Source organism: Methylacidiphilum infernorum V4 (genome assembly GCF_000019665.1).
In the GTDB taxonomy this organism is placed as follows: domain Bacteria; phylum Verrucomicrobiota; class Verrucomicrobiia; order Methylacidiphilales; family Methylacidiphilaceae; genus Methylacidiphilum; species Methylacidiphilum infernorum.
Window position 1 is genome coordinate 382,436 of sequence record NC_010794.1, and the last position, 25,888, is coordinate 408,323.

Sequence of the window (25,888 nt, forward strand, 5' to 3'; positions counted from 1 at the left end):
CTGGGTCTTCCCTTTGCGATAAGAGCTGAGAAGGCAAAACAAGGGAAAGAAAAAGGGCTAGCCCATGAACCGGTCCAAAACTCATTTTTGTTCACTGGGACATTCTCAAAAGAAACGGGATGGCTGTACTGTAAAAGAGAGTAGCTTTTTTCCCCCGCTTTTTTTGAGGGAATAGCCCAAAAGAGTTTTTCCTTTTTCTTAGGAGTCCTCTGAAAGAGGCTCGCTTTTTAGCCCGGCTGTTTTCAAAAGTTTCAGGAGAAAGAAGGCCCTTTGCCGTTGGGATTTATCTCCGGGAAAAACTAGGGGATACAAGCTTTAACACAAAGAAGGTTGATCCTGGCTACCGGGAAAACAACAAGCTTCTTTTTGAAATCTACCTCGGTCTTTTCCGTTTTGCCCTTTTCGGGAGAAAGAAGCAGGGGCTTATACATCGAGCTTAAAAGAAATTATATTTAAAAAAAGGCATTGATGACTTTATTCGTTATGGAGAAATAAAATAAAATTAAAAAACGGTAGCAACGTTATGATCTTAGCAGCAAGCACTCTCTGTCTTGGGGCAGCAACAGCTTCGGCCCTGGCTATAGCTGGCCTTGGATTTGCCGTCTGGAGTTACTATCAGAAGAAAAAAAGGAGAGCTTTTATCGTTTTCTTTTTATCAGCCCTGCTATCCCTCATTGCAAACCTTTTCTGTTAACGGATGATTCCCCATCTTTTGCTGAAGGGCCAGTAAACGATAAACCCCGTTCCGACTATATTTTGCATTGGAACGGGTCCCCAAAACCGACTGTCTAGGCTATCCGGACTGTTATCTCCCATTGCCCAAAGACTTAGAGGGGGGACGGTATAGGTTTCACTGGGATCGACCAAGTATTGTTGATTGGGTAAAATGACATAACCCTGGTAGCCCTCTTTTTGTGACTCGATTTTAGCCATCATCGGGTTGGGAGCTGTTATGGAACCATTGATCGACAAGTAGGGAGGCCTGATTTGAAGGACGTCTCCGGCAATGCCCACGCATCTTTTAATATAGTACTGAGAACCTTCTATTCCTTGAAGCCGGAGATTGGATTCGATCCCTTCTATCCCCGTGGTCTTAAAGACTATGACTTCTCCCCTTTTTGGAAATCGAAAATGATAAATGAATTTGTTAACGAGGACTTGATCTCCCGTTTCTACCTCGAAGTTCAGAACATTCATTTTGGGTTCAAAGGTCATACCCGGGCGAATTCCGAGCTTGTACTCGAGCAGGTGAGGACTCGTCCAAAGAACAGCGCTTTCACCACTCTCAAAAGTCAGTTTTGAATATTCAAAAAAGAGGAATTTTTTACCTTCAATTTTTTCGAGAATTCCTCCTCGTTTTAAAGAAAGGTTGTGGTAGCTTTTTCCGAGGATGCAAAAGTCTAAAATTCTCCGCAGCAGATGGGGGGGCTGTTCATTCCTTGCGCTAACTTGGATCCCGTAGAGGGTGGGTTTCATGGAATCGGTAGGGATTTTAAAGGGCTGCAGAAAATAGGCCCTGATGGCAAGGGCTACGACCAAGGCTACAAACAGCACTTCTATATTTTCTTTAAATCCAGACCATTTCGATTCAGTAAAAATCGATCGGTATAACTTTTCACCATCGTTGAGAACGGCTTCCAGGTTTTGTTGTGGGCTGCGGATCGCCGATTCAAGTTTTTGAAGATAATCGAGGATTTTTTTGACCTTGGCTTCGTCAAGCAAATCCCTGCGATAATGCAGTTTTCTTCGAAAATCCTTCAAAAACTGGAGGGCGATTTTTTTATTTTTTTTTCTATTAAGATCTCTGTTCTTGAGAAACAAAAAGCTCATAGTTGTTTAGTATCCGTTTTAAGAATTTCCAGGAAGGCTTCTTGGGGAATATCCACTTTTCCAAATGTTTTCATCCTTTTTTTGCCCTCTTTTTGTTTTTCCAAAAGTTTCCTTTTTCTTGTAATATCCCCTCCATAGCACTTTGCGGTGACATTTTTGCCAATAGCTCCTATGTCTTCTCTAGCTAAAATTTTGCTTCCTACGGCCGCTTGAAGGGCAATTTTAAACAAATGCCGGGGAATGCTTTCTTTCAACTTCTGGATGATCGACCTGCCTCGCGACTCTGCTTTTGAAGAATGGACTATACAGCTAAGGGCTTCTATGGGTTCTCCGTTCACAAGTATATCGAGTTTTACAAGGTCGCTTATCCGGTAGTCGGCGGGTTTGTAATCCATCGATCCGTACCCATGGGTGATCGATTTGAGCTTGTCGTTAAAATCCACAAGGATCTCGTTCAAAGGGAAAAGACAATGCATAATGACCTTGTTTTGATCCAGGGTTTCGGTCGTTTCACAACTCCCCCTTTTTTCTGAGATCAGTTGCATAATTTCACCTATATTTTCAGAAGGAACGATGAGGTAGGCTTGGACATAGGGTTCAGCAATATGTTCGATGGTCGATGGATCGGGAAGCTTGGCAGGGTTATCCACTTCGATAATTTCACCGGAACGCAAAGTCACTTTATAAACGACACTGGGATAAGTCGTGAGGATGTCCACTCCATATTCTCTTCTCAGCCTTTCTTGGACGATTTCCATGTGGAGAAGGCCTAAAAAACCACAACGGAAACCCGATCCTAGGGCAACGGAACTTTCTTGGCTAATCGTGATGGCCGGATCGTTGATCTGTAGTTTTTGAATAGCATTCTTTAGTTTTTCAAATTCAGAAGAATTTAAGGGATAAATCCCGCTAAAAACCATAGGTGATATTTCTTGAAAGCCCGGGAGAGGAGAGGTTGTTCCTCCGACTTCCCAAGTTATCGTGTCGCCGATTTTAATTTCCGAAGGGTTTTTGATATTGGCGATAATGTATCCCGAATTACCTTCGTACAATACTTCTTCGGGAACCATTTTCGGGCAAAATATCCCCACTTCTTTAACCTCGTAGGTCTTGCTTGTAGATAAGAGGAGAATTTTATCCCCCTTTTTGATTTTCCCGGAAAAGAGCCGGACGTAGAGAATGACTCCTTTGTAAGGATCGTAGACGGAGTCGAAAATCAGTGCTCTTAAGGTTTCATCCGGAAAAGAAGCCGGAGGAGGGATTTTTTGTATAATGGCTTTAAAGATCTTATCGATACCTATGCATTCTTTTGCACTTGCGGCTATCGCTTCATCTGCAGGAATAGCCAGTATCTCTTCGAGTTGTTTTTTTACCAGATCGACATTAGCCGTGGGAAGATCGATCTTGTTAATGATGGGGATAAGAACAAGGTTGTGTTTTTCGGCAAGAAACACGTTAGAGACGGTTTGTGCCTGAATTCCTTGCGTGGCATCGATGACCAAAAGCGCCCCTTCGCATGCGGAGAGGCTCCGGGAAACTTCGTAAGAAAAATCAACATGCCCAGGAGTATCGATCAAGTTAAGCTGGTAATGGGTTTTATCCTCAGGGAAAAAATAGATCATGCTTACGGGATGGGCTTTGATGGTAATACCCCTTTCCCTTTCAAGATCCATGGAATCCAGCAACTGTTCTTTCATCTTGTTTTCGGCGACCGTTCCCGTCATTTGCAGAAGCCTGTCCGAAAGAGTCGTTTTCCCATGATCAACATGGGCGATGATACAGAAGTTCCTGATTCTTTCTCTAGGGAATTTTTCCATTATTTAACCCCTTCCCATTCTTTTTATCCAGTTGACAAGGCAGAAACCTAAAAGAAAGATACGTTCTTAACCAGGCATGAGATCGTTTTCCAGCAAAATCTTTTTTTCAACCACGAAGAGTAAGCAAACCGTATTAACCATAGCCTAACCTAGGAGCAGGACAAGAGCTATTTCATGCCTTGGCCTTTTCAAATCTCTTGTAGAGCCTTTCCCCCCCCGTTTTTGCCCGTTGCCCCATTCCGTGTTATTCTCAACTAAGATAGATTAAAAGAAGTCGTTCTATCCTAAAGCCCGGGTTAAAATTGGATAATATGAAGCTCCCTGGCGCCTTAATTTTTTAAGGGAGCCATGAATTCGGGACCAATAGGTTGGGGAATAGTTTGGGTAAGGATGAGTTCTACCTGTTGAAGATCCTCTTGGCTTATCGTCCATCCCGTCGAACCTAAAGCTTCCTTGATTTGATTGGGATGGCGTGCCCCCCAGAGCACGATGGAAACCCCAGGTTGTCCAAGCGCCCACCCTGCAGCAAACTGCGCTAAGGATTTTCCATAATGGGAAGCAATAGGCTTGAGTTTTTCTACAGCCTCCAGGTAGCGGCTAAAATTTGCTCCTTGGAATTTAGGATCCAATCTCCTTAAGTCTCCTTCCGGAAAGGTCGTATTTTGATTGAATTTCCCCGTGAGAAGTCCCCGACAGAGAACCCCATAGCAGAGGGTAGCAATACCATGCTCTCTACAATAGGGAAGGACATCTTTTTCAGCTTCCCTTTCAAACAAGTTGTAAGGAGGTTGGTTGGTGTGGAGGGGTGCTCCTCTTTTAAAAAGTTCCATCTGCTTTGGAGAAAAATTGCTGACGCCGATTGCACGAATCTTGCCTTCTTCTCTTAATTTTAGAAGGGTATAAGCTGTTTCTTCAAAAGGGACTTTTTCATCAGGCCAATGGACTTGGTAAAGATCTATGGTAGACAGTTTTAGTCTTGATAGACTGGCTTCGATTTCCTGCCTGATTCGTGCCGGTGAACTATTACGTCTTATTTCTCCACGTTCATTCCATTCAAGACCAAACTTGGTAGCAATAACAAAAGGATGGGATTTTCCAAGAAGTTTGAGGGATTTGCCGACTATTTCTTCAGCCTTTCCAAATCCATAAATGGGGGCTGTATCGATGATGTTGATCCCCCACTCGACAGCTTTAACGATCGTTTCTATAGCCTCTTGTTCATCCGCTCCTCCCCACATCCATCCCCCCATGACCCATGTTCCAAGACCGATGCGGGAAACTTTTTTGTCTATTGCAGCTAACTGTATGTAATCCATAGCCCTATTTTAATTGTGCCTACGAAGTTTAAAGTTAAATAAATTTTTTTTGATCAGCTTTTCCAAGAAAAAAACTCTACTCCCTACCCTTTTATCACCGGGAAAGGGCGGCTGACAGTTCCTTTTTGAGAAAAGACATTTCGTTTTCAGATAGACTCTTAGGTACCGAAAACAAAGGACCAACAAAAATTCTACATCGACTAAAGGGAATAGGGATTTGAAACTTATCCCAACTTTTGAGTTCTATCTTGCTTTCCAGTTGATAGCTTACCGGAACAATCGGCAGTCCAGAAAGTCGGCTGAGATGAATGACCCCTTCTTGGAAAAAATAACAAGGGCCCCTGGGTCCGTCAGGAGTCACCGCTATATCATAGCCTTCTTTCTTTGCTGCTTGTATGGCAGCTTTAAAGGCTGAAGCTCCTTTTTTTGAAGATGATCCTTCGGCGGGAATGAGGTTGAATTGACCGAGAACACGACTGAGAAATTTGCCGTCGTTGCTCCTGCTCACAAGAGCAATCAGCTTTCTTTTTGGAAAATACTTTCTATACAAATAGGGCATAAGAAGAATACGGTTATGCCAAAAAGAGAAGATAAGGGGGGTTGCAGGAGGCGAATGGACGATTTTCCAGGGGTCGTGAAGTTCGTAAGAAAGCGTGTAGGCCCAGCCCCGAATGAACGCTGTTGCCACCGCCGGAGAAAAACTTCCTCGCATCCATTTTCTTGCTTCAGTTATCATGGAAGAGGCTAAGGACATTGAAGGCATAGGAAGAAACTAACAAAATATTATTTTTTGGATGGGAAAACAATTTTTTAAATTTTTTTAGGCATAGGAAATAAAATATAGGCAAGGAACGATTACTATGGTTAGGGATGGCCTTCAAAGAAGATTTCCTCTTCGGCGGGCTTGTGTATCCTGATCAGCTTTACTCTTCTTATCTTTTGGGGGCTGACATCTTCGACAACGATTTGAAATCCGTCTATTGTGAAAAGTTCTGCTTTCTTGGGTTGCCTTTTTATCTTTTCGAAACACCACTCCGAAACGGTTTGTGTGGTGTCTGTAGGCAGAGGCCAGTTTGTCTCGTTGGCCAGGTCTCTCACAGGAAGATCTCCATCGACGATGGCGTAGTCCTTTGAAAGTTCATAAATAGGGCCTTTTTCGATGTCGAATTCGTCGCGAATATCGCCGACTAATTCTTCGAGTACATCTTCAAAACTAACCACTCCGATCACCTTTTCATTTTTGTCCTTAACAATGGCCAGGTGCGTCCTGGCCTTGCGAAATTTTTCGAGCATTACAGGAAGAGGCGTGGAGGGAGTAAAAATAAGGGCGGGCCGGAGGAGAGCGGAAAGTTTTGTCTGGTCTCCTAAAGCTATATATTGCCATAGAAGTTCTTGAAGAAGAACCATTCCAACAAGATTGTCGATCTCCCTGTCACAGACAGGGAAACGGCTATATCCCGATTTTTGGGCAATCTTGAGATTTTCTTGGATGGATTCGTTTAGCCAGAGAACGACAACCCTTTCTTTAGGGATCATCACTTGCTCAGCCGTTGTTTTTTTCAAACGTAAGGCTTTGATCATGATGCTGTTGATCAGCTCATCAAAGGGATGGGCATGGGAGGAATGCAGGATGATCTGCTGGAGTTCTTCCATTGAAACACCCTGGCCAAAGCGAGCTGAAGACTCGGGAAGTTCAAAACCGAGAAGTTTGAGGGCCAAGTTGGCAGAACCGTTGAGAATGGCTATTGCCGGGTAAAACAAGAGAAATATCAAGGAAAGAATGGGGCTTGAGAAAAGAATGATCCTTCGGGCATATTGAAGGGCCAGGAATTTTGGAGCGAGTTCTCCTAGGGCTATGGAAAAGAAAGTGATTAAACAAAGAGCTAAAAAGTAGGAAAGGGAATTGAGAGTGAGGGGGTGGGATAAGCCGATCTTTAAAAAGAGCACTTTGATCCATCCTGCAACGGTAGGTTCGGCAATCCATCCTAGACCCAAACTTGAAAGGGTAATGCCCAATTGGGTAGCGGATAGAAAAAGGGGAGGGTTTTGAACGATTTTCAAAGCGAGGGGAAGACGCCAATCTTTTGATTTTAAAAGGAGTTTGAGTTCGGTTATTCTTACTTTTACAATGGCGAATTCCGCAGCAACGAAAAACCCGTTAGCAAGAATGAGGAAAACGATGAGCAAGGGTTTCCAACTTATTTCGAGCCAATCGTGCATGAGTAGGATAAGAATTTTTTAATTAAGGATACGAAGCTTAAGGAGTTCTTTTTTTAAAAAGGGGTAAAAACGGCATGGATTTTCATTTTTTTTGCTCCTGGCTTGGATAAGGGATAAAAGAGGAGAAACTACCAGATGTAAAGGTTGCTTGGCTCTTTTATGGGGATTTATAGGATTTATGAGTTGTTTTTTACGAAAATATATCATCAACTCTGCTATCTTTTTTCCATGCATAGCCGTCGTTCATGTCCCAAAGACTAAATCTTCAATAGAGAAAAGAGGCTTTTGATAATGAATGATTCTTTTGCTGAAGAGAACCTGTACCGCCAAGCTCTGAACTTTCTTGGACAAGCAAGAAAAGTAGGAATGAAACTGGGCTTGCAAAACGTTCAAAGGCTTGCCATGGAAATGGGCAATCCCCATGAAAACTTGAATTTTATTCATATCGCCGGGACAAACGGTAAAGGCTCCACAGCCGCTTTCATTGCGTCTGCATTACAAGCCAGCGGGCTAAAAACAGGTCTTTTTAGTTCTCCTCATCTCGTTACCATAAGGGAAAGAATACAGGTTAATGGAAAACCCATCACCAAGATACAATTTAGTCGTTGGGTATTGGAAATTCAAGGAAAGATTCAAAAGATCAGGCAGCTTAAAGAGGATTTTACCTGTACATTTTTTGAGATCATGGCCATAGCGGCTATTCTTGAATTTTCAAGAAGTAAAGTCGATTGGGTAGTTTGGGAAACAGGATTAGGAGGCCGGTTAGACGCTACCAATTTTGTCATTCCAAGGCTTTCGGTCATCACCAATATTGATTATGACCATACCCAGTTCCTGGGAGAAACCCTGGAAGAGATAGCTGCTGAAAAAGCCGGGATTATCAAGGAGGGTGTACCCGTAGTCGTTGGAAATTTAAGTCATGGAGCGTTGGAAGTGGTCAAAAAATGTGCGGCTAGGGTAGGGGCACCGGTGGTCGAAGTCTTTCGATCCGTTTCCCTGAAGTCCATAAAATTAGATTACAAGGAGCATTGGGTTGAAATTGCAGGTTTTCCCTTTTGTTTGGGTTTGACAGGCTATCACCAGCTTGAAAATGCCGCTTGTGCTTTTGTCTCCCTTAAGCTTCTGTTTTCCAAAGAAGACCCTTTAGATATAAAAAGCATTCAGCAGGGTTTCCGGGCGGTTGATTGGCCGGGTCGGTTTCAACTTCTTTGGGAAAAGCCTCTTTGTATTGTTGATGGTGCGCATAACGTCGGAGCTGTTGTTCAACTTGTAGCGAATTGGGAAAAAATTTTTGGAGATGAACCTTATCATTTAGTTTTCGGAGTATTGAAAGATAAAAACTTTGCCCTCATGGCTGACGTTCTCAAAAGAAAAGCCCAAGAGGTAACTTTGATCAAGCCGCCTACTGTAAGAGGTTTAGAACCCCAAAAGCTGTTTCCTTTTTTTGGCGACGTTAAACTCCGAGTATGTTCTTGTTGGAGTGATTTTAAGCTTTCCCTGGATAGGACTTCTCTCCCTATTCTGGTAACGGGTTCACTTTACTTGATTGGACACGTTTTGGTGGAAGAATGCGGAGGAAAAGAAGAATACAGGTGGAATGAACTCCTTGATGGATAGCTTCTATGAGCTTTTTCCTTAAACACAAAGCTAAAAAGAAAAGACCGGCCATATTTTTCGATCTGGTAGGCACACTCTTGGATGTGGCTCAACCTGTCGGTGAAGTCTATTGTGGAATTCTCAATGAATTTGGGATAGAAAGTGATCCTCGGGTGCTCCAAAAACACTTTAACGAAGTTTTTAATGCCACAAAAATTAGGCCCAAGGGGACAATCCCCAAGGACGGACAGGATAAAGATTTTTGGATGAAACTGGTCCGAACCGTCCTTGAGAAAAGTGGAATAAACACGGACAGCTTTTCTTTTGCTTCTTATTTTGAAAAACTTTATTCTTATTATGCTAGAAAAGAAGCGTGGCTTCCCTATCCAGAGGTTTTCAATGCCCTTCAAAGAATCTCTGAGCTGCAATTTCCCCTCTTTGTAGCGTCCAACTGGGATAATCGTGCTAAAACAGTGCTTCGACAGTGGGGAATGGCCCACTTTTTTGCAGGCATCTATTTATCGGCTGAATTAGGGGTATCAAAGCCCATGGCCCTGTTTTATGAAAGCATACTTTTAAGAACAAACAGCTATTGGGAATCTTTGTTTTTCGTGGAAGATGATCCCCAGATGCAACCTCCTTTTTATCCGGGGATTTATGTTTATCTTTTAAAAAGACCGGAAAAAAACCTTTTTGATTTCTTGTACCAATTACAGCGTTACGGGATCGATTAAATTTTTTTTAGACAAATTAATTGATAAAAAAAATTATTTAATTATTATAAAAATCGATTATGCAATTACCGTCTCGATCTTATTCAACAATTGGATTGAAAATTGTCATGGGCCTGAGCGGTCTTATCTTATTTCTTTTTCTTGTTGTGCACATGCTCGGTAATTGGCAGGTGTTTCTTCCTCCTTACTACATGAACACTTATGCTTATTTTTTAAAATCGAAACCCCTCTTGCTGTGGACTATTCGGCTGTTTCTTCTTCTGACCCTGGTTGTTCATGTCTACACGGCGATAAGGCTGTGGAGAATCAACCGCAATGCTAGACCCTTTCCTTATGCTCTCATGCTCCCTAATCAAGCGAGTTTTGAATCGCGAACCATGATCTTTTCCGGCTTTGTTATATTACTTTTTATCTTGTTTCATCTTTATCACTTTAGCTTTAAAGCTCCTCCATTCGGGTATTTTAAAAATTTTCTCTATGTTTTTGAAAAATCCAAAGAATCGATCCCCGATGTTCGGGCGATGGTCATCGCCGGATTCCAAAATCCATGGGTGACTTTCTTTTATGTTTTCTCCTTAACCCTCTTGTTTTTACATCTCAGGCATGCCCTGGAGAGTTTTCTGAATTCATTAGGCTTTGTCAATAGTCGCTCTCTTCCGTGGGAAAAAATCGTTGCTCATGCCTTTGCTTTGGTCTTGTATGGGGGCTTTGTTGTTGTGCCTTTGGCTATATTTTTTAAGTTAGTTCATTGAAAAATTTTTAATACCAATGTCTATAAAGCCTGATCATGATGAAAGGATTTCCCTACCCGATGCGAGAATTCCTTCTGGTCCTTTGAGTGGGAAATGGCAGAAACATAAAAATACCGTTGCGCTCGTTTCTCCCGGTAATAGGCAAAAATACAAGGTTATCGTCGTGGGGACAGGCCTGGCCGGAGCGGCTGCGGCAGCAACTCTTGGAGAATTAGGATATCAGGTAGAATCATTCTGTATTCAAGATAGTCCAAGGCGAGCCCATAGTGTAGCCGCCCAAGGAGGGATCAACGCAGCCAAAAATTATCGAAACGATTGCGACAGCGTTTATAGGCTTTTTTACGAAACAATAAAGGGAGGAGATTTTAGGGCAAGAGAGGCTAATGTATACAGGCTTGCAGAAATCAGCACAAGCATCATCGATCATTGCGTGGCATTGGGTGTGCCCTTTGCCAGGGAATATGGGGGAATGCTCGCGAACCGGTCTTTTGGGGGAGTCCAGGTTTCAAGGACTTTTTATGCCCGGGGAGCCACGGGCCAACAGCTTCTTTTGGCGGCTTACAGTGCCCTCAACAGGCAACTAGCCTTGGGGACGGTTTCAATCCATCCCCGGACCGAAATATTGGATATCGTCATTATAGAAGGCCATGCCAAGGGGGTCATTGCAAGGGATCTTGCCAGTGGAGAAATTTCCTCTTATAGTGCTGATGCCGTTGTCCTGGCAACGGGGGGCTATGGAAATATCTATTACTTGTCCACGAATGGTCGGGGTTCTAATGCAACAGCCATATGGAGGGCATATAAAAGAGGAGCCGCTTTTGCCAATCCCTGTTTTACTCAAATTCATCCCACTTGTATCCCCGTTTCTGGAGATTACCAATCTAAGCTGACGTTGATGTCGGAGTCCCTGCGCAATGACGGGCGGATCTGGGTTCCTTCAAAGAAAGGAGAGCAGAGATCTCCGTCCGGTATCCCGGAGGTTGATCGAGACTATTTTCTCGAAAGGCTTTACCCTGCTTATGGTAATCTTGTTCCCCGCGACATTGCTTCAAGAGCGATAAAAAGAATTTGTGATGAAGGTTATGGTGTAGGTCCTGGAGGGTTGGGGGTCTATCTTGATTTTTCTGATACGATTCGGAAAAAGGGCATCGACTATCTTAGAGAACGCTATGGGAATCTTTTTGACATCTATAAAGAGATAACGGGAGAAAATGCTTACATTACTCCGATGAGAATCTATCCGGCGGTGCATTACGTGATGGGAGGGCTTTGGGTGGATTATCACTTGATGTCCACGATCCCGGGGTTGTTTGTTATTGGAGAGGCGAATTTTTCTGATCATGGAGCCAATAGGCTTGGGGCTAGCGCCCTGATGCAAGGGCTTGCCGATGGATTCTTTATTTTGCCTAATACGATTTGTGACTATTTGGCTAAAGTTGGTCCTTGGAAAATATCTCCGGATCGAACCGAATTTAAGTCCCTGGAAAAAGAAGTCATGAAGAGGTGTAAGAATCTTTTGGAAAGAAAGGGGAAAAAAACGGCAAGTCATTTCCATAAGCAGTTAGGACAAATTCTTTGGGACAAGTGCGGGATGGTTAGAAATGGTCCTGGGCTTAGAGAGGCCCTTGCCCAAATTTTAGAATTAAAAGAGCAGTTCGACAAAGAGATTATTGTAGGGGGAGCCGAAGAGGGAATCAATCAATCCCTGGAATATGCTTTGAGGGTTGCCGATTATTTTGAACTGGCGGAGTTGATGTGCAGGGATGCTTTAGCCAGAGAGGAATCTTGCGGGTGTCATTTTAGAGAAGAATACCAGACCCCAGATGGAGAGGGAATACGTAACGATAAAGACTATGCCCACGTTGCCCTATGGTTTTACAGAGGGAAAACAAACAATCCTTTATTGGTTAAAGAACCTCTTGTATACGAAGAAATCCACTTTGCAGCTCGAAGTTATAAATGAAAGTACGACTCAAGATATGGCGTCAACCCCTTGGAAATAACCTTCAAGGGGCCTTTGCTCATTATTCCCTTGAAGCGGTTAATCCCGACATGTCTTTTCTGGAAATGCTCGATCTATTGAACGATCAACTGGTCCTTAAGGGAGAAGAACCGGTAGCGTTTGATTCGGATTGTAGAGAGGGCATTTGCGGAAGTTGCTCGCTGATGATCAACGGCAAACCTCATGGACCGGGTTATGGAATTACGACCTGTCAACTTTACATGAGGCGCTTTAAAGATAATGAGGAAATTATTGTTGAACCTTTCAGAAGCCGGGCTTTCCCGGTCATCAAGGATCTTGTTGTGGATCGTTCCGCCTTTGACAGGATCATGCAGGCAGGGGGATATATTTCTGTTTCCGCCGGACAGGCTCCTGAAGCCAATTCGATCCCTATTCCTCATCCTATTGCAGAAAAGGCTTTTGATGCGGCTCATTGCATAGGATGTGGAGCCTGTGTTGCCGCATGTAAAAATGGCTCGGCTTCTCTATTCGTTGGGGCCAAAATAACCCATCTTTCCTTGTTGCCGCAAGGACAACCTGAAAGAAGGAGAAGGGTGCTTCAAATGGTGGAGCAGGCAGACAAGGAAGGATTTGGAGCTTGTAGTTTTACAAAAGCCTGCGAAGCGGTCTGCCCTAAAGCTATATCAGTAGAAGTCATCTCAAGAATGCACCGAGAATACTTGATCAGCGTCTTGCAAAGGAAACTCGGCTGGATTGATTAGCATTTTTCCCCATTGGGGATGGAGGATGATTATTTTCAAAGGAGCAGCTACGGAGGAGGTCGGTTTAGTCCCTCAATCTCTCTTTTTTTGTCCACAAAGAATAGAAAAAAGCGGCAAGGATTTGTTGAAAAAGGTTATAAAGAATAACGGGTAAAATTACGGCAGGTTGATTACCGTAAGCCATGTTTGCCAGGACCAACCCCATGCCGTTGTTGTTCATTCCCAGGCTGTAGGTCAAGGTGCGTTGTATAGGTTCTTCAAAACCGAAGAGTTTGCCTATCCACAAGCCCGAGACAAATCTCAAAAGGCATATAAGGAAAGTAACAAAAACGATAAGGAGAAAAAAATCGGCATCGGGCCTGCGGATAGCGTTAGGAAGAGATGTTGTGGCATTAGAATAAATTAAAATGAGCAAGTTGATTTCATTTAAGGGCTTGATCAGGGGAAGGGATTTCTTGTAAAGGGAGTCGCCAACAAGGAGCCTTGCCAACATGCCTAGGCTGGAGGGAATAACGATGTCCAGGAGGAGAGAGCGGCTGTCGATTTGCGAGCCAAGGCTGCCCAGCATCGAATCCAGGGATTCTCCGGAGATATACCTGCTCATGTGAAAAATCACCGGGGTAAGAACCGGACTGAAGAGGGTTGATAGAATAACCATCCCCAGGCATAGGGAGAGATTGGCATTGGAGTTTTGCACCCAGGCTACCGTGGAGCCGGCGATGGGCATGGCTATAATAAGCACAATTCCGGCGTACAAGTTGGATCTTTCCAGGGGATTGTGCCACGGGGAAGATAACCACCAATAAAGAGTGATCAAACTTAAAGGAAGAACAAGATTAAGGGCGATCCCTAAAATGAGGGGAAAAGGCTTTGAGAGCTGCTCTTTTAATTCGATAAATTTTACTCCGAATCCTCCGTTGAAGAGGAGAATAAAAAGCTGCAATAACGGGAAACTGACATGTTCTTTAATGCCTAAAAAATCGAGTTGGAAAAAAGAAATGCTTCTCAAAAAAAGCCCTATTTGAGGGAATAAAGCGGCTGACAAGTAGGAAAGAATAAGACAGAAAAAGAACCTTTTATGTATCCAGTCGAAGAAACCGCCTATACTCATCTCAATGGATTTTTTTTTGAAGTATAATCGAGGAAATAAAGAAAAGGTTTCTATTTATGGGTCTTTCCAAGGGTTCTTTCCTCAAAGGGATCCTTAGTTGAACCTTCCTGTGATATAATCTTCGGTAGACTTGTGACGGGGATTGGTAAACAGTTTTTTTGTAGAATCCATCTCGATCAATTTCCCCTCCAAAAAAAAGGCCGTATAATCGGAAGTTCTCCCCGCTTCTTGGAGATTGTGGGTGACCAGGACAATGGTATAATTTTTTTTCAAGCTAATGATTAACTCTTCGATCTGTCCTGTAGCTATGGGATCAAGGGCAGAGCAGGGTTCATCCATGAGCAATACTTCGGGTTGAACGGCAATAGCCCGTGCTATGCACAAGCGTTGTTGCTGTCCTCCTGACAAGCTTGTACCCGGAGCCTGGAGTCTATCTTTAACTTCATCCCATAACGCGGCCATTCTCAGTGATTGTTCAAGTCTTTCCTCTAAAAAGGACCTGTTGCGTATTCCAGCTAGTTTCAATCCGATCAAGACATTTTCCTCGATGGACATGGTGGGAAAGGGGGTTGATTTTTGAAAGACCATGCCTACTCTTCTTCTAATCAACGTGGGATCAACGTCGGGTGCGTAGATTTCTTTCCCCATGAGTTTAACCGAGCCCTCGACTTTTACCCCCGGGTTCAATTCATGCATGCGGTTTAAACAACGCAAAAAAGTGGATTTACCACAACCGCTGGGTCCAATGATGGCAAGGACCTGGTGCAGGGCAATCTTCATAGAGACATGAAAGAGGGATTGTTTTTTCCCAAACCAAACGTTCAAGTCGCGAATTTCAAAGGCGAACGGGCCGCCGGGATTAGGATCGGGGTTTGAAAAAGAAAAAGGATAAGAATAGCTGCCCTTGACTGTCATTGTTGAACTGTTTTCCTTAAGAGCATGCGGACGGTGAAATGAAGGACAAAGATTAATAAAAGGAGTATCAATGCACTGGCCCAAGCTGCCTTATGCCATTGTTCATAGGGCGAGATGGCATATTCAAAAATGAGTAGGGGAAGTGCCGATACCGGCTCGTTCAACCTATAAGTCCAATATTGGTTCCCGAAAGCCGTGAAAAGCAAGGGGGCTGTTTCTCCTGCGATTCGCGCAAGAGCTACGAGTACACCCGATAAAATGCCCTGTTTTGCCGTTTCGATCATGACGTAGCAGATAACTTTCCATTTTCTTATCCCCAAGGCTAGGGCGGCATCGCGAAGTTCCTTAGGAACGAGGAGGAGTGATTCTTCCGTCGTCCTGCAGACCACGGGAACAAATATGAGACTTAAGGCCACCGCCGCTGCTATCGCTGAAAATCCATGCATGGGAATAACTATCCAGCTATATACCAAAATACCAATAACGATCGAGGGGGTACTGTTTAAAATATCTGCGGAAAATCGGACAATTTTTTTCAGATTATTGTTGCCGTATTCGGAGAGGAATACACCTCCAAGGACTCCAATTGGAGTGCCAATAAGAAAAGTAAGTCCCATAAGGATCAGCGTGCCGACGATGGCATTGGCTACTCCTCCCTCTTTTTCTCCTATGGGCTTGGGCAGTTGAGTGAAAAAATGAAGATCGAGGGATGAGGCTCCTGACTGGAAAAGAAAAAGAAGGATAATGAGAAAAGGCAGGATAACGCTTAATGCTGCACCCAGGCAGAGCAACTTGACGAGTTTATCCGCAAGTTTTCTCAATATATAAGAATAGGCCATATCGAGACTAAGTTGAATTTTCTTTTGTCCTTTCTTTACCAAAGAGTTTAGTGAAATCCAACGGTTCTAATCCATGAATGAGAATTTGGGCCAAGATATTGACGACGATCGTTATTCCTCCGAGCAGGAGGGCAATTTCGTAGAGTGCACTCACATGAAGCTTGGATGTTGATTCGGCAAACTCGTTTGCAAGAACGCTGGATAAAGTATAAGCAGGAGAGAACAAGGAAAGGGAAATCTCCGGCTTGTTCCCTATAACCATGGTTACCGCCATGGCTTCACCGATCGCCCTGCCAAGGCCTAGTATGGCGGCTCCAAAAAGACCCTTTTTGATGAAGGGCAGAATACCGATCTTGACTGATTCCCATGGGGTTGATCCCAGGGCAAATACCGCTTCCTTGTATAACGAGGGAACCGACCTGATCATTTCGATTGCAATAGATATCATGATGGGCAGAATCATGATAGTGATAATGAGGCAACCAGAAAACATGCTCACTCCATAAAAATCTCCCTGGAAAAAAGGCAAAAACCCCAAATTTTGCTTAAGAAAGGGTACTACATATTTTTGCAACCAGGGAATAAGTTCGAACATCGCCCATAGCCCCCACACCACGCTCGGGACCGCGGACATGATCTGCAGCAGCATGATGAGCGGCTTTTGAATCCATTGAGGGGAAAATTCGGTGAGGAAAAGAGCTGTGCCAAGCCCCAAGAAAGAAGCAAGGACCAGCGAAATGCCCGATGACATGGCTGTGCCATACAAGAAGGGTAAAGCCCCGAAACGACCGGCAACGGGATTCCAATCACGATTGAATATGAAATAAATACCAAATTGAGCGGCCGAGGGCAAGCAATTCTTCAATAATTCTAAAGCTGCAAAGACAAGGAGGAAGGGAAGAGAAAGGGCACAGAGGTATGCCAGTAGGGTGAAGAGATGGTCATTGAATTTTTGGCTTAATTTTCCCATAGAATCCTCAATAGGGTTTTTTGGATTATTATGGCGGTAAAAAAAAAGGGATTCCTCTCCTTTCTTTATCTATTTTTAAAATAGTCGGCATATTGTAAATTCTTTTCATTCCCGCTTAGAAGACTAAAAAGTCTCCATTCCCAGGAATACATCGAAAGGGGATTTTTTCTTTTTAATGTCTCAAGAACGGTTAAGACTTTTTGCCTCAGAGCAAAGGGAAGAGGAGCATAATCCAAAGGGAGGGCAAAGGATTGGCCTTCTGTCAGTGCCCAAGAGAGGAATTGGCTAAGATATTCCATGGTCGTCCTGTTGGTCGTTTGAGTATTTAAGAGGATCCATGTTAATCCCGCGATGGGATAAGCTCCTGCTCGTGGAGAGTCGGTCAGGGAAATCCGAAAATCATCCCTGTTTAAATCCGTTGGGAATGATTGTGCAACGCTTTGGAGAGAAGGCAACACGTATTCTCCGGCTTGGTTCTTTACGGCGGCCATTGGGAATTTGTTTTGCAGGGCATAAGCCAGTTCAAGATATCCAATGGATCCCGGTATCGTTTTAAGGGTTGCGGCAACTCCCGCATTCCCTTTTGCTCCAATACCCCTCTGCCAGTAGACGGATGTTCCTTTCCCGGAAGTCCTTGCCCAACTCGGGCTTATTTTGGATAGATACTCGGTAAAAATGTACGTTGTACCGCTGCCGTCTGACCGATGGATAACAACGATAGGGAGATTGGGCAGGGCTATATTGGGATTTAAGGCGGCTATGCGGGGATCATTCCACCGGGAAATTTCTCCAAGAAAAATAGCCCCTAGGATATCCTTGTCTAAACAGAGAGTAGGGATGCGAGGTAAATTAAAGGCGATAACCACGGCACCGGCCACGGTGGGAATATGAATGATTTTCTTTTCTTTTCCTGAAATCAAGGTATCGGGCAGGGGACTATCCGATCCGGCAAAATCGATCGTTTGGCTAATAAGTTGTTGTATCCCTCCCCCCGAACCAATGGGTTGGTAATTAAAATGGACGGAGGGATCAATTTTTGTATATTCAAAGAACCATTTTGAATAGAGGGGATAGGGGAAGCTGCCTCCGGCACCGTTCAGGACGATATTGTTTCGAAAGCTTAATAGTCCGGTCATCAACAGCATATAGGGAAGCATTAAAACCCCTAAAAAGAGAGAAAGTTTTTGAAAAAATGGCATCTTATTTATCCCCTTTGGGGATTTCATTTTGTTTTGTCTTATCCCCTAGGAATAGCTTAAAGAAACATCGACAATGATGAACCGCTGTTATTATTGTCCTGTTTGGTTTGAAATCCAAATAAAAATTGGAATCGACTTTGAGCTTTTGGGCATAAAACCCAACTGCTCTCCCGGCAAAATTCTTTAGCCGAACCTATTCCATTTTATTCCAATTTTTTTATTGGAAATAAGCTTAGTTATTGTTTACGAGAAAATGGAGAAGAAAAGAATAAATCCTCAAATTGGGATAAAAGGAGTTCATGACTGCACAAGATATAAAGGAGAAGCCGACCCCTGGAAAAAAAAGCGTACTTATTGTTGTTGAGGCTGATCCAGAGAGAAGTCCTCGTTTTGCCGAAGCTTTGAGGGTTGCAGCCGGGTTGAGCATGCATCCCTACCTTCGCGTGAGCCTTGTTTTGAAAGAACCCCTGTTAAGGTTCTTGGATGAGAAAGCATTCTCCAGGTGGGTCGATTCAGATATTATTGATGGAGCATGGTCGGATTTAAAAGAAAATGGATGTCGAATCTTCTCTGCAAAGCCCCAAGAGGAACATTTTGACTGTCTAATTCAGTTTGATAGTGCATAAGCCTATGGAAATCGAAAATTACATCTTTGAACAACAGCAGGTTGTAGAATCAGCTCTTAGAAAGTTCGTCACGGGAAAGGCAAAAAAACCTCGGATTCTTCACGAAGCAATCGACTATTGCCTATTTTCGGGGGGAAAGAGATTAAGACCGATTCTTTGCCTGGCCGGAGCCCATGCGGTCTGTCGGAACAGCGATTGCGCTCTTCCTATGGCCTGTGCTGTGGAGTGTATCCATACTTATTCGTTGGTTCATGATGATCTTCCAAGCATGGATAACGATGACTTCAGAAGAGGGAAACCATCCCTGCATAAAATATATGGAGAGGCGCTGGCCATACTCACCGGCGATGCTTTGCTTGCCCTGGCCTTTGAAGTTGCCAGCTTGTGTTCACCATTAGGTAGAACTTACCCGGTGTCTCAAATGATTTGGGAGTTGGCAAGGACGGCGGGAAGCCGGGCCTTGGTTGCCGGACAAGTCGCTGACTTGGAAGCCGAAGGTAAAGAAATTGGATTAACCCAGCTTCGTTATATTCATTGTCGAAAGACGGCGGCCTTGATCACGACCTCTTTGCGCTTGGGAGCGATGGCTGCAGATGCTGACAAGAAAACTTTAGATCTCATTACTCGATATGGAAGAGCGCTGGGCCTGGCTTTCCAGATTATAGACGATATTCTTGATGTAACGCAAACGACCGAGATCTTGGGGAAAAGTGCGGGAAAGGATCAGAAGGCTAAGAAAGCGACCTATCCAAGAATCATGGGGCTGGAATATTCTAAAGAAGCTGCAGCATACTATACTCAAAAAGCTCTTCGTTATGCTTCTAAGCTTGGAGAAAAAGGAAGACTGCTCTCCGATCTGGCCAATTTTTTGCTGACAAGGGAAAAATAGGCTGTTGTTTAAGGTTATGAAAGGGACGGGGGATTGATTGGCCAAGCGGAAAACAAACTTGAATGCTTTTTCCAAAGAGAGTTAGAATGAGACATGAATTCTACACATCTCATCTTCTTTCGAAAAAGGTTTTGTCCGGTGTGGCTTCTGTTGGCCTTTTTTTCCCTTTTAGTTGCAGGGATTCAAGCCCAGGATGATTTTTTTTCCGCACAACCCTTTAAGGAGACGGATAGCGAAAAAATAGTGACCACGCCTTCAGGACTGAAATATATCGATTATGTGGTGGGATCAGGAAGCGCGGTTTCTCCAGGCAAAAGAATTACCCTCAATTACGTGGGCAAATTGGAAGATGGGAAGATTTTTGATAGTTCTCTTGCCCGAGGGAAACCCTTTAGTTTTGTCCTGGGTGTAAGCCGAATGATTAAAGGATGGGAAGAAGGGGTTTCTTCAATGAAAGAGGGAGGGAAAAGAAGACTGATTATTCCACCCAGTTTAGGATATGGCACTGAAGGAGTGGAAGATGTGATCCCTCCGAATGCTACTTTAATCTTTGATATAGAAGTACTGAAAGTAGAATAAAACTTTTAGAGTCTTTCTTCCCTGCCATGAGCGAGAAGCAGTCGATTTTATCCCCGAGTTTTAATTTTTCGTATTGACCTAAACCAAAAGAATCGCTATCCACAATCCCATGCATTCAGGAAGGGTTTTTTTGGAAAAGGAAAATCGAGAAGAAAATAGAGCTACTTTTCATTCTTCGCCTCTGATTTTGGTTGAAGAGAGTTTAAATCTTCCCAAAAAAGTTGAAGAGACGATAAAAAAAGCCCAAAGGTATCTCCTTTCAATACAAAAAGAAGACGGTCATTGGGTTGGGGAATTGTTTGTCGATGTTACCCTGGCTTGCGATTGTATTCACCTCATGCATTGGAGGGGGAAGATAGATTATAAAAAACAGCTTAGGTTGGTCAAGCACATAGTGGATAGACAACTCCCAGATGGGGGATGGAATATTTATCCTGGTGGTCCCAGCGAAGTCAACGCGACGGTTAAAGCTTATTTTGCTCTGAAATTGGCTGGTTTTTCCCCCGATGATCCCTTGATGGCCAAGGCCCGGTCGACCATTCTCAGACTAGGAGGAATTCCCAAATGCATGACCTATACAAAGCTGGGGTTAGCCCTTCTAGGAGTTTATCCTTGGGATCGTTTACCTGTGATCCCCCCCGAGATCATTCTCTTTCCGAATTGGTTCCCTTTCAATATCTATGAAATTTCGGCATGGAGCCGAGCAATGCTTGTGCCTCTTTCGGTTATCCATCACTTTAAACCGACAAGGAATCTCCCCGAAAAATACCAGCTTCACGAGCTCTTTCCCTATGGCACCGAACATGGAAAATTTTCCTGGTTGAAAAAGGGAGCAAGGTATTTATCTAAGCAAGGGCTTTTCCTGGCTTGCGACAAGTTTTTGCAATATTGGGATAAAACCTCTCTGAAACCATTTAGAAAAATGGCGTTAAAGAAAGCCGAAAAATGGCTTTTAGAAAGAATATCTGCAGGCTCAGATGGGCTTGGAGCCATATTTCCTGCAATGCATTATGCGATCATGGCCTTGATCGCCATGGGATATACCGAGGACAATCCCATTCTCAAAAAAGCGATTGCTGATTTTGAAGGCTTGGAAGTCGACGACAAAAAGAATGACGATTTGAGAATACAACCCTGTTTATCCCCTGTATGGGATACCGCAGTGGGTCTTGTCGCACTGGCGGAATCCGGGGTGGCGAGAAATGCAAAGGAATTAAAAAGAGCTGCCTACTGGCTTTTGGATCGAGAAATAAAAATCAAAGGAGATTGGCATGTAAGAAATCCCCATCCTGAACCGAGTGGATGGGCGTTTGAATACAATAATGTTTATTATCCGGACGTGGATGACACCCTCATGGTCCTCTTGGCTCTTCGATTGATCGATATTGAAGATAAAATAAGGAAGGAAGAAGTTATGCAGAGGGCATTAAGATGGGTTATTAGTTTTCAGTGTAAAAACGGGGGATGGGCGGCTTTTGACAAAGATGTCTATAAAAAATGGCTCGAAGATATTCCCTTTGCCGACCATAACGCTATTCTTGATCCTCCATGCTCAGATATTACGGCTAGAGCCCTCGAACTCTTTGGAAAGATGGGAATCAAAAAAACAGAGAGGTTTGTCCAAAAGGCTATCGCTTATCTCAAAGAAACCCAGGAAAATGACGGATCATGGATGGGCAGATGGGGAGTGAATTATATCTATGGGACATGGCAAGCATTGCGGGGGTTGCAGGCTATTGGAGAAAACATGAACCAGGAATGGATCCTGAGAGCGAGGGACTGGCTTGAATCTTGCCAGAATGAAGATGGAGGGTGGGGGGAAACTCCTGCTTCATACGACAACCCCCAACTTAAAGGCAAAGGACCGAGTACTGCTTCTCAAACGGCATGGGCTGTAAGCGGTATCATGGCCTGTGGAGATATATTCCGTCCCAGCGTTAGCCGAGGAATCAAGTACTTGTGTGATAGGCAGCTTTCCGATGGGTCCTGGGCTGAGGAATTTTTGACAGGCACAGGATTCCCGGGCGTATTTTACTTAAAATACGATATGTATAGAAATGCTTGGCCGCTTTTGGTGATCGGCGAGTACCATAGACAATACTTGAAAGCAAAGGAACAGGTATCCTACTGGGTTGACGGGACCATTGGGCGTAAGGTAAAGAAGGAAAGGCTCCCTGAGATATGATAGCTCTTGGATTTGCTATCGAACACGAAGGCAAAGAGCTATTAGGTCGTGTTCTTAGGGAGAAAAAAGAGATTGAAGGACAATGTTGTTATCTGGGGCAATACGCTCGCAAAGAGATTTGTGCCGCCGTACTGGGGATGGGGAAAACAAGGTCTGCAAGGAGCGCAGAAATCCTGGTTAGAAATTTTTCACCTTCCCTTTTTATTCTTGCAGGTTATTCCGGTGCCTTAATTCCGGGAATTCGCAAGGGAGAAGTCTGCGGAGTAGAAAATTTTCTTTCAGAACAGTTGCGTCCCATTCTTATTGGGCAAGGCTTGCCTCTTTACAAAACGGTCTGTTCCGATGTCATCGTTGCCGATCCGGAAAATAGAACGAAATTAGCTCACGTTAGTTCTGCTCAAATTGTGGACATGGAAACCGAGGCCGTTTACAATACAGTCAAAGCCCATCAAATCCCCTTTTGCTCTATTCGCGTTATTAGTGATGAATTCGGAGAGAAGCTGCCTGTGGGGGCAATGCTTTCTTCATGGGATTCCGAAAGAGGGAAATCAAGGCCTTTTGCCCTTCTCCGCTACCTTCTTGTCCATCCGGAGGAAGCCGTCCCCTTTTTTCGTTTTGTTCAAGCATTGCCCCAAGTACGGAGAAGGTTGACCAAGACCATTCTTATGCTTATTTATGACTTAGAGATTTAAGGAATTTCCTTATGAGCGATAGAAAAGATGCCAATTTGCATGTCCAACTCAGTCCCCAGGCCATTGTAAAGGTTAGGCAGTTAACCTGTTCTCGTCCTGGTCATGTTTTGAGGCTATCGGTTAGTCGAGGAGGATGTGCCGGTTATGAATACCAGTTGGAAATCACCTTGCCTAAAAAAGAAGATATCCTGATCCAAGTTGAAGATGTGAGGATTGCTGTTGATCCGGCCAGCTCTCCCCTTTTATCGGGAACGACTCTCGATTACAAGGATAGTTTAACACAAGGAGGTTTTAGAGTCATAAATCCTCAAGCTAAATCGACGTGCGGCTGTGGCTCTTCATTCCAGCCGTGAGGGCCGCGATCTTTTTTATCTGCAATTAAATAGATTTGATCTATTCTTTTTTTTATGTCTGCCAGAAAAGCCTATCCCTTTGGAGTTATTGAACCGAAGTGGCAGAGGTATTGGCTTGAAAAAGGACTTTTCCGTTCAGCAGATCCAGGAGAAGAGGGTTCAAGCAAGCCTAAGTTTTACGTTTTGGACATGTTCCCTTATCCCTCGGGGAGCGGCCTTCATGTAGGTCATCTTGAAGGATATACCGCCTCGGATATCATCGCCCGCTACAAGAGAATGAAAGGATTTAATGTTCTTCATCCCATGGGTTGGGATGCTTTTGGGCTTCCGGCAGAACAACACGCGATTTTAACCGGAACCCATCCTGCCCTTACAACAAGGCAAAATATTGCCAATTTTAAGCGCCAGATACAGGCCATGGGCTTTTCTTATGATTGGAGTAGGGAAATCAACACCACGGATCCCGCTTACTACAAATGGACACAGTGGATTTTTTTAAGGTTGTTCGAGAAGGGATTGGCTTATGTCGCCGAAGCTCCCGTGTGGTATTGCCCAAATCTCAAGACGGTTCTTGCTAACGAAGAGATAATCCATACCCCAGACGGTCCTCGATCCGAAAGAGGGAACCATCCGGTCATAAGAAAACCTTTTAGGCAGTGGTTTCTCAAGATAACCGCTTATGCTGAAAAGTTATTGGAAGGATTGGAAAAAGTTCAATGGCCGGAATCCATCAAGGAGATGCAACGCCATTGGATTGGCAAGAGCGAGGGAGCATTGATCCGATTTCCTGTAGAAGGAAAAGAGTGCAAAATAGAAGTATTTACAACCCGGCCTGATACATTATTTGGGACTACATTCTTGGTTTTGGCTCCCGAACATCCACTTGTAGAAGAAGTTACCACTCTTGAAAACAAGGCCGAGGTAGAGAACTACCGTGCTGCCGCTTTTTTGAAATCGGATTTAGAAAGAACCGAGCTGGCCAAAAGTAAAACAGGGGTCTGGACGGGGGGATATGCTCTCCATCCTGTAACAGGAGAAAGATTGCCTATCTGGGTATCCGACTATGTTCTCATGACCTATGGAACGGGAGCTATAATGGCCGTTCCGGCTCATGACCATAGAGATTACGAATTTGCTAAAACTTTTAACCTTCCCATAAGAAAAGTAGTGGTACCGGAAAAGGATGGAGAACAATATGAAACGGGTTGTTTTACCGGGGAGGGTATCTCTGTCGATTCGGAATTTATTTCCGGGCTTAAGACGGCGGAGGCAAAGAAGAGAATCGTCGAATGGCTTGAAGAAAGAAAACTGGGAAAAAAAACTATACAATACAAATTAAGGGATTGGCTTTTTTCTCGCCAAAGGTATTGGGGAGAGCCCTTCCCCATAGTATGGAAAGAAGGCAAGGCTATAGCCGTTTCTGATGCAGACCTGCCTGTTTTGTTACCTGACCTTGATGATTTTACACCAACCGATGAGGGCATAGCCCCTTTGTCGCGGAAAAAGGAGTGGGTTGAACTGCCTGATGGGACGAGAAGAGAAATTAATACTATGCCACAATGGGCGGGTTCCTGCTGGTATTATTTAAGATATTGTGATCCCCATAATGAGAAATTACCCTTTTCTGCTGAAAAAGAAAAATACTGGATGAGTCCCCAGGGAGTCGATTTGTATATCGGCGGGGCTGAGCATGCTGTTTTACATTTACTTTATGCAAGGTTTTGGCACAAGGTTCTCTACGATATAGGCTTGGTATCAACTCCTGAACCTTTCTACAGGTTAGTAAATCAAGGGGTTATCCTGGGCGAGGACAATCAAAAAATGTCGAAATCCCGGGGAAATATCGTTAACCCCGACGCGATTATCCAGGAATATGGGGCGGATACTTTGCGCCTTTTCGAAATGTTTTTAGGTCCCTTGCAACAGAGCAAACCTTGGTCTTCTAAGGGTCTTGAAGGGCCCCATCGATTTTTAGCCAGGGTATGGAGATTATTCATGGATGAAGACGGCGAAGGAATGTGGGTCTTGAGAACCGATATCGTTGATGAGCAGCCCCCGCTGCCTATTCAAAAACTTCAGCACAAGACCGTGGCCGAAGTAACACAAGATATCGAGAATTTCCAGTTTCACACCGCCATAGCCAAGCTTATGACTTTCGTCAATGAGTTAACGAAAGAAAAAACGAGATGGAAAAGCGTTCTAGAGGTTCTTCTTTTACTTTTATCGCCTTTTGCCCCCCATCTCTGCGAGGAGTTGTGGCACAACCTAGGTCATGCAGACTCTCTTGCATATGTGCCTTGGCCTGAATATGACCCGAAGTTATTGGAAGAACAATGGGTAGAGATCATCGTCCAAATTAATGGGAAAGTTCGGGGACGGTTGTCGGTAAAAAAAGATACCGATAAGCAGGAATTGATAAATAGGGCAAGAGAACATTCTTCTATTGCTAAGTGGCTGGAAAACAGGGCGTTTTCCAAGATCGTTTATATCCCTAACAAGCTTCTCAATTTTGTTTTTGAACCCAGAGAATAAGTTGGATGG

23 protein-coding genes are annotated in these 25,888 nt (G+C 43.9%); 13 read left to right on the forward strand and 10 right to left on the reverse strand.

Annotated elements, in window-relative coordinates; translation table 11 throughout:
- The first annotated feature begins 523 nt into the window (after positions 1 to 523).
- Positions 524 to 694 carry a hypothetical protein gene (locus MINF_RS11335; RefSeq protein WP_187146957.1) on the forward strand — a complete coding sequence of 57 codons (171 nt, stop codon included), beginning with the start codon at positions 524 to 526 and terminating at the stop codon, positions 692 to 694.
- Here MINF_RS11335 and lepB read toward each other — a convergent pair.
- The 5 genes from lepB to MINF_RS01710 form a co-directional block, all read right to left on the reverse strand.
- A complete protein-coding gene (gene lepB, locus MINF_RS01690; protein WP_012462718.1) occupies positions 691 to 1,830 on the reverse strand; it encodes a signal peptidase I in 1,140 nt (379 codons plus the stop codon). The two genes, MINF_RS11335 and lepB, sit on opposite strands and share 4 nt — an antisense overlap.
- Positions 1,827 to 3,647 (reverse strand): translation elongation factor 4, encoded by a 1,821-nt coding sequence (gene lepA / locus MINF_RS01695; RefSeq protein WP_048810041.1) that lies wholly within the window; start codon positions 3,645 to 3,647, stop codon positions 1,827 to 1,829. Before lepA ends, lepB begins: the two co-directional genes overlap by 4 nt.
- 329 nt (positions 3,648 to 3,976) lie before the next feature.
- Entirely contained in the window at positions 3,977 to 4,963 is a 987-nt protein-coding gene (locus MINF_RS01700) for an aldo/keto reductase (RefSeq protein WP_012462720.1), read from the reverse strand.
- A gap of 94 nt (positions 4,964 to 5,057) precedes the next feature.
- Complete coding sequence (locus tag MINF_RS01705; protein WP_079200404.1) at positions 5,058 to 5,726, reverse strand: lysophospholipid acyltransferase family protein; 669 nt, start codon at positions 5,724 to 5,726, stop codon at positions 5,058 to 5,060.
- Positions 5,727 to 5,827: 101 nt separating this feature from the next.
- A complete protein-coding gene (locus MINF_RS01710) occupies positions 5,828 to 7,183 on the reverse strand; it encodes a hemolysin family protein (RefSeq protein ID WP_012462723.1) in 1,356 nt (451 codons plus the stop codon).
- Between the two features lie 291 nt (positions 7,184 to 7,474).
- On the opposite strand from MINF_RS01710, the gene MINF_RS01720 reads away from it, so the two are divergent.
- Genes MINF_RS01720 through MINF_RS01740 form a run of 5 tightly spaced genes read left to right on the forward strand, consistent with a single transcriptional unit; the run spans position 7,475 to position 12,989 of the window.
- Positions 7,475 to 8,800, forward strand: a complete 1,326-nt coding sequence (locus tag MINF_RS01720) for a bifunctional folylpolyglutamate synthase/dihydrofolate synthase (RefSeq protein ID WP_012462725.1) — start codon at positions 7,475 to 7,477, stop codon at positions 8,798 to 8,800.
- A 5-nt stretch (positions 8,801 to 8,805) separates the two neighbouring features.
- Positions 8,806 to 9,513 (forward strand): HAD family hydrolase, encoded by a 708-nt coding sequence (locus MINF_RS01725; protein WP_012462726.1) that lies wholly within the window; start codon positions 8,806 to 8,808, stop codon positions 9,511 to 9,513.
- Positions 9,514 to 9,572: 59 nt separating this feature from the next.
- A complete protein-coding gene (locus tag MINF_RS01730) occupies positions 9,573 to 10,265 on the forward strand; it encodes a succinate dehydrogenase cytochrome b subunit (protein ID WP_012462727.1) in 693 nt (230 codons plus the stop codon).
- A 16-nt stretch (positions 10,266 to 10,281) separates the two neighbouring features.
- The gene (locus MINF_RS01735) at positions 10,282 to 12,228 is read left to right on the forward strand and encodes a fumarate reductase/succinate dehydrogenase flavoprotein subunit (protein WP_012462728.1); all 1,947 of its coding nucleotides are present in this window, start codon (positions 10,282 to 10,284) and stop codon (positions 12,226 to 12,228) included.
- On the forward strand, positions 12,225 to 12,989 hold the full coding sequence (locus tag MINF_RS01740) for a succinate dehydrogenase/fumarate reductase iron-sulfur subunit (RefSeq protein WP_012462729.1): 765 nt from the start codon (positions 12,225 to 12,227) through the stop codon (positions 12,987 to 12,989). The genes MINF_RS01735 and MINF_RS01740 overlap by 4 nt, the downstream gene beginning before the upstream one ends.
- Positions 12,990 to 13,053: 64 nt before the next feature.
- Here the strand turns inward: MINF_RS01740 and MINF_RS01745 are convergent, their stop codons facing one another.
- The 5 genes from MINF_RS01745 to pstS form a co-directional block, all read right to left on the reverse strand.
- On the reverse strand, positions 13,054 to 14,100 hold the full coding sequence (locus tag MINF_RS01745; protein ID WP_012462730.1) for a bile acid:sodium symporter family protein: 1,047 nt from the start codon (positions 14,098 to 14,100) through the stop codon (positions 13,054 to 13,056).
- Between the two features lie 93 nt (positions 14,101 to 14,193).
- A complete protein-coding gene (pstB, locus tag MINF_RS01750) occupies positions 14,194 to 15,015 on the reverse strand; it encodes a phosphate ABC transporter ATP-binding protein PstB (RefSeq protein WP_148205085.1) in 822 nt (273 codons plus the stop codon).
- Positions 15,012 to 15,854, reverse strand: a complete 843-nt coding sequence (gene pstA, locus MINF_RS01755) for a phosphate ABC transporter permease PstA (RefSeq protein WP_048810043.1) — start codon at positions 15,852 to 15,854, stop codon at positions 15,012 to 15,014. Before pstA ends, pstB begins: the two co-directional genes overlap by 4 nt.
- A 7-nt stretch (positions 15,855 to 15,861) precedes the next feature.
- Positions 15,862 to 16,824, reverse strand: coding sequence for a phosphate ABC transporter permease subunit PstC (pstC, locus tag MINF_RS01760; protein ID WP_012462733.1), 963 nt, complete (start codon positions 16,822 to 16,824; stop codon positions 15,862 to 15,864).
- Between the two features lie 65 nt (positions 16,825 to 16,889).
- Positions 16,890 to 17,981: a phosphate ABC transporter substrate-binding protein PstS gene (pstS, locus tag MINF_RS01765; RefSeq protein ID WP_238523519.1), complete on the reverse strand. Its 1,092-nt coding sequence runs from the start codon at positions 17,979 to 17,981 to the stop codon at positions 16,890 to 16,892.
- Between the two features lie 341 nt (positions 17,982 to 18,322).
- On the opposite strand from pstS, the gene MINF_RS01770 reads away from it, so the two are divergent.
- The 7 genes from MINF_RS01770 to leuS all read left to right on the forward strand — a co-directional run bounded on the left by MINF_RS01770 (position 18,323) and on the right by leuS (position 25,879).
- On the forward strand, positions 18,323 to 18,649 hold the full coding sequence (locus MINF_RS01770) for a hypothetical protein (RefSeq protein ID WP_048810044.1): 327 nt from the start codon (positions 18,323 to 18,325) through the stop codon (positions 18,647 to 18,649).
- Positions 18,650 to 18,653: 4 nt separating this feature from the next.
- On the forward strand, positions 18,654 to 19,538 hold the full coding sequence (locus MINF_RS01775) for a polyprenyl synthetase family protein (RefSeq protein WP_048810422.1): 885 nt from the start codon (positions 18,654 to 18,656) through the stop codon (positions 19,536 to 19,538).
- A 93-nt stretch (positions 19,539 to 19,631) separates the two neighbouring features.
- The gene (locus tag MINF_RS01780) at positions 19,632 to 20,117 is read left to right on the forward strand and encodes an FKBP-type peptidyl-prolyl cis-trans isomerase (protein WP_012462738.1); all 486 of its coding nucleotides are present in this window, start codon (positions 19,632 to 19,634) and stop codon (positions 20,115 to 20,117) included.
- Positions 20,118 to 20,226: 109 nt separating this feature from the next.
- Positions 20,227 to 22,302, forward strand: a complete 2,076-nt coding sequence (gene shc, locus MINF_RS01785; protein ID WP_012462739.1) for a squalene--hopene cyclase — start codon at positions 20,227 to 20,229, stop codon at positions 22,300 to 22,302.
- Positions 22,299 to 22,994: a phosphorylase family protein gene (locus tag MINF_RS01790; RefSeq protein ID WP_012462740.1), complete on the forward strand. Its 696-nt coding sequence runs from the start codon at positions 22,299 to 22,301 to the stop codon at positions 22,992 to 22,994. The genes shc and MINF_RS01790 overlap by 4 nt, the downstream gene beginning before the upstream one ends.
- A gap of 11 nt (positions 22,995 to 23,005) precedes the next feature.
- Positions 23,006 to 23,347, forward strand: coding sequence for a HesB/IscA family protein (locus tag MINF_RS01795; protein ID WP_012462741.1), 342 nt, complete (start codon positions 23,006 to 23,008; stop codon positions 23,345 to 23,347).
- 54 nt (positions 23,348 to 23,401) lie between these two features.
- Positions 23,402 to 25,879: a leucine--tRNA ligase gene (gene leuS, locus MINF_RS01800; protein WP_012462742.1), complete on the forward strand. Its 2,478-nt coding sequence runs from the start codon at positions 23,402 to 23,404 to the stop codon at positions 25,877 to 25,879.
- The last annotated feature ends 9 nt before the right edge of the window (positions 25,880 to 25,888 follow it).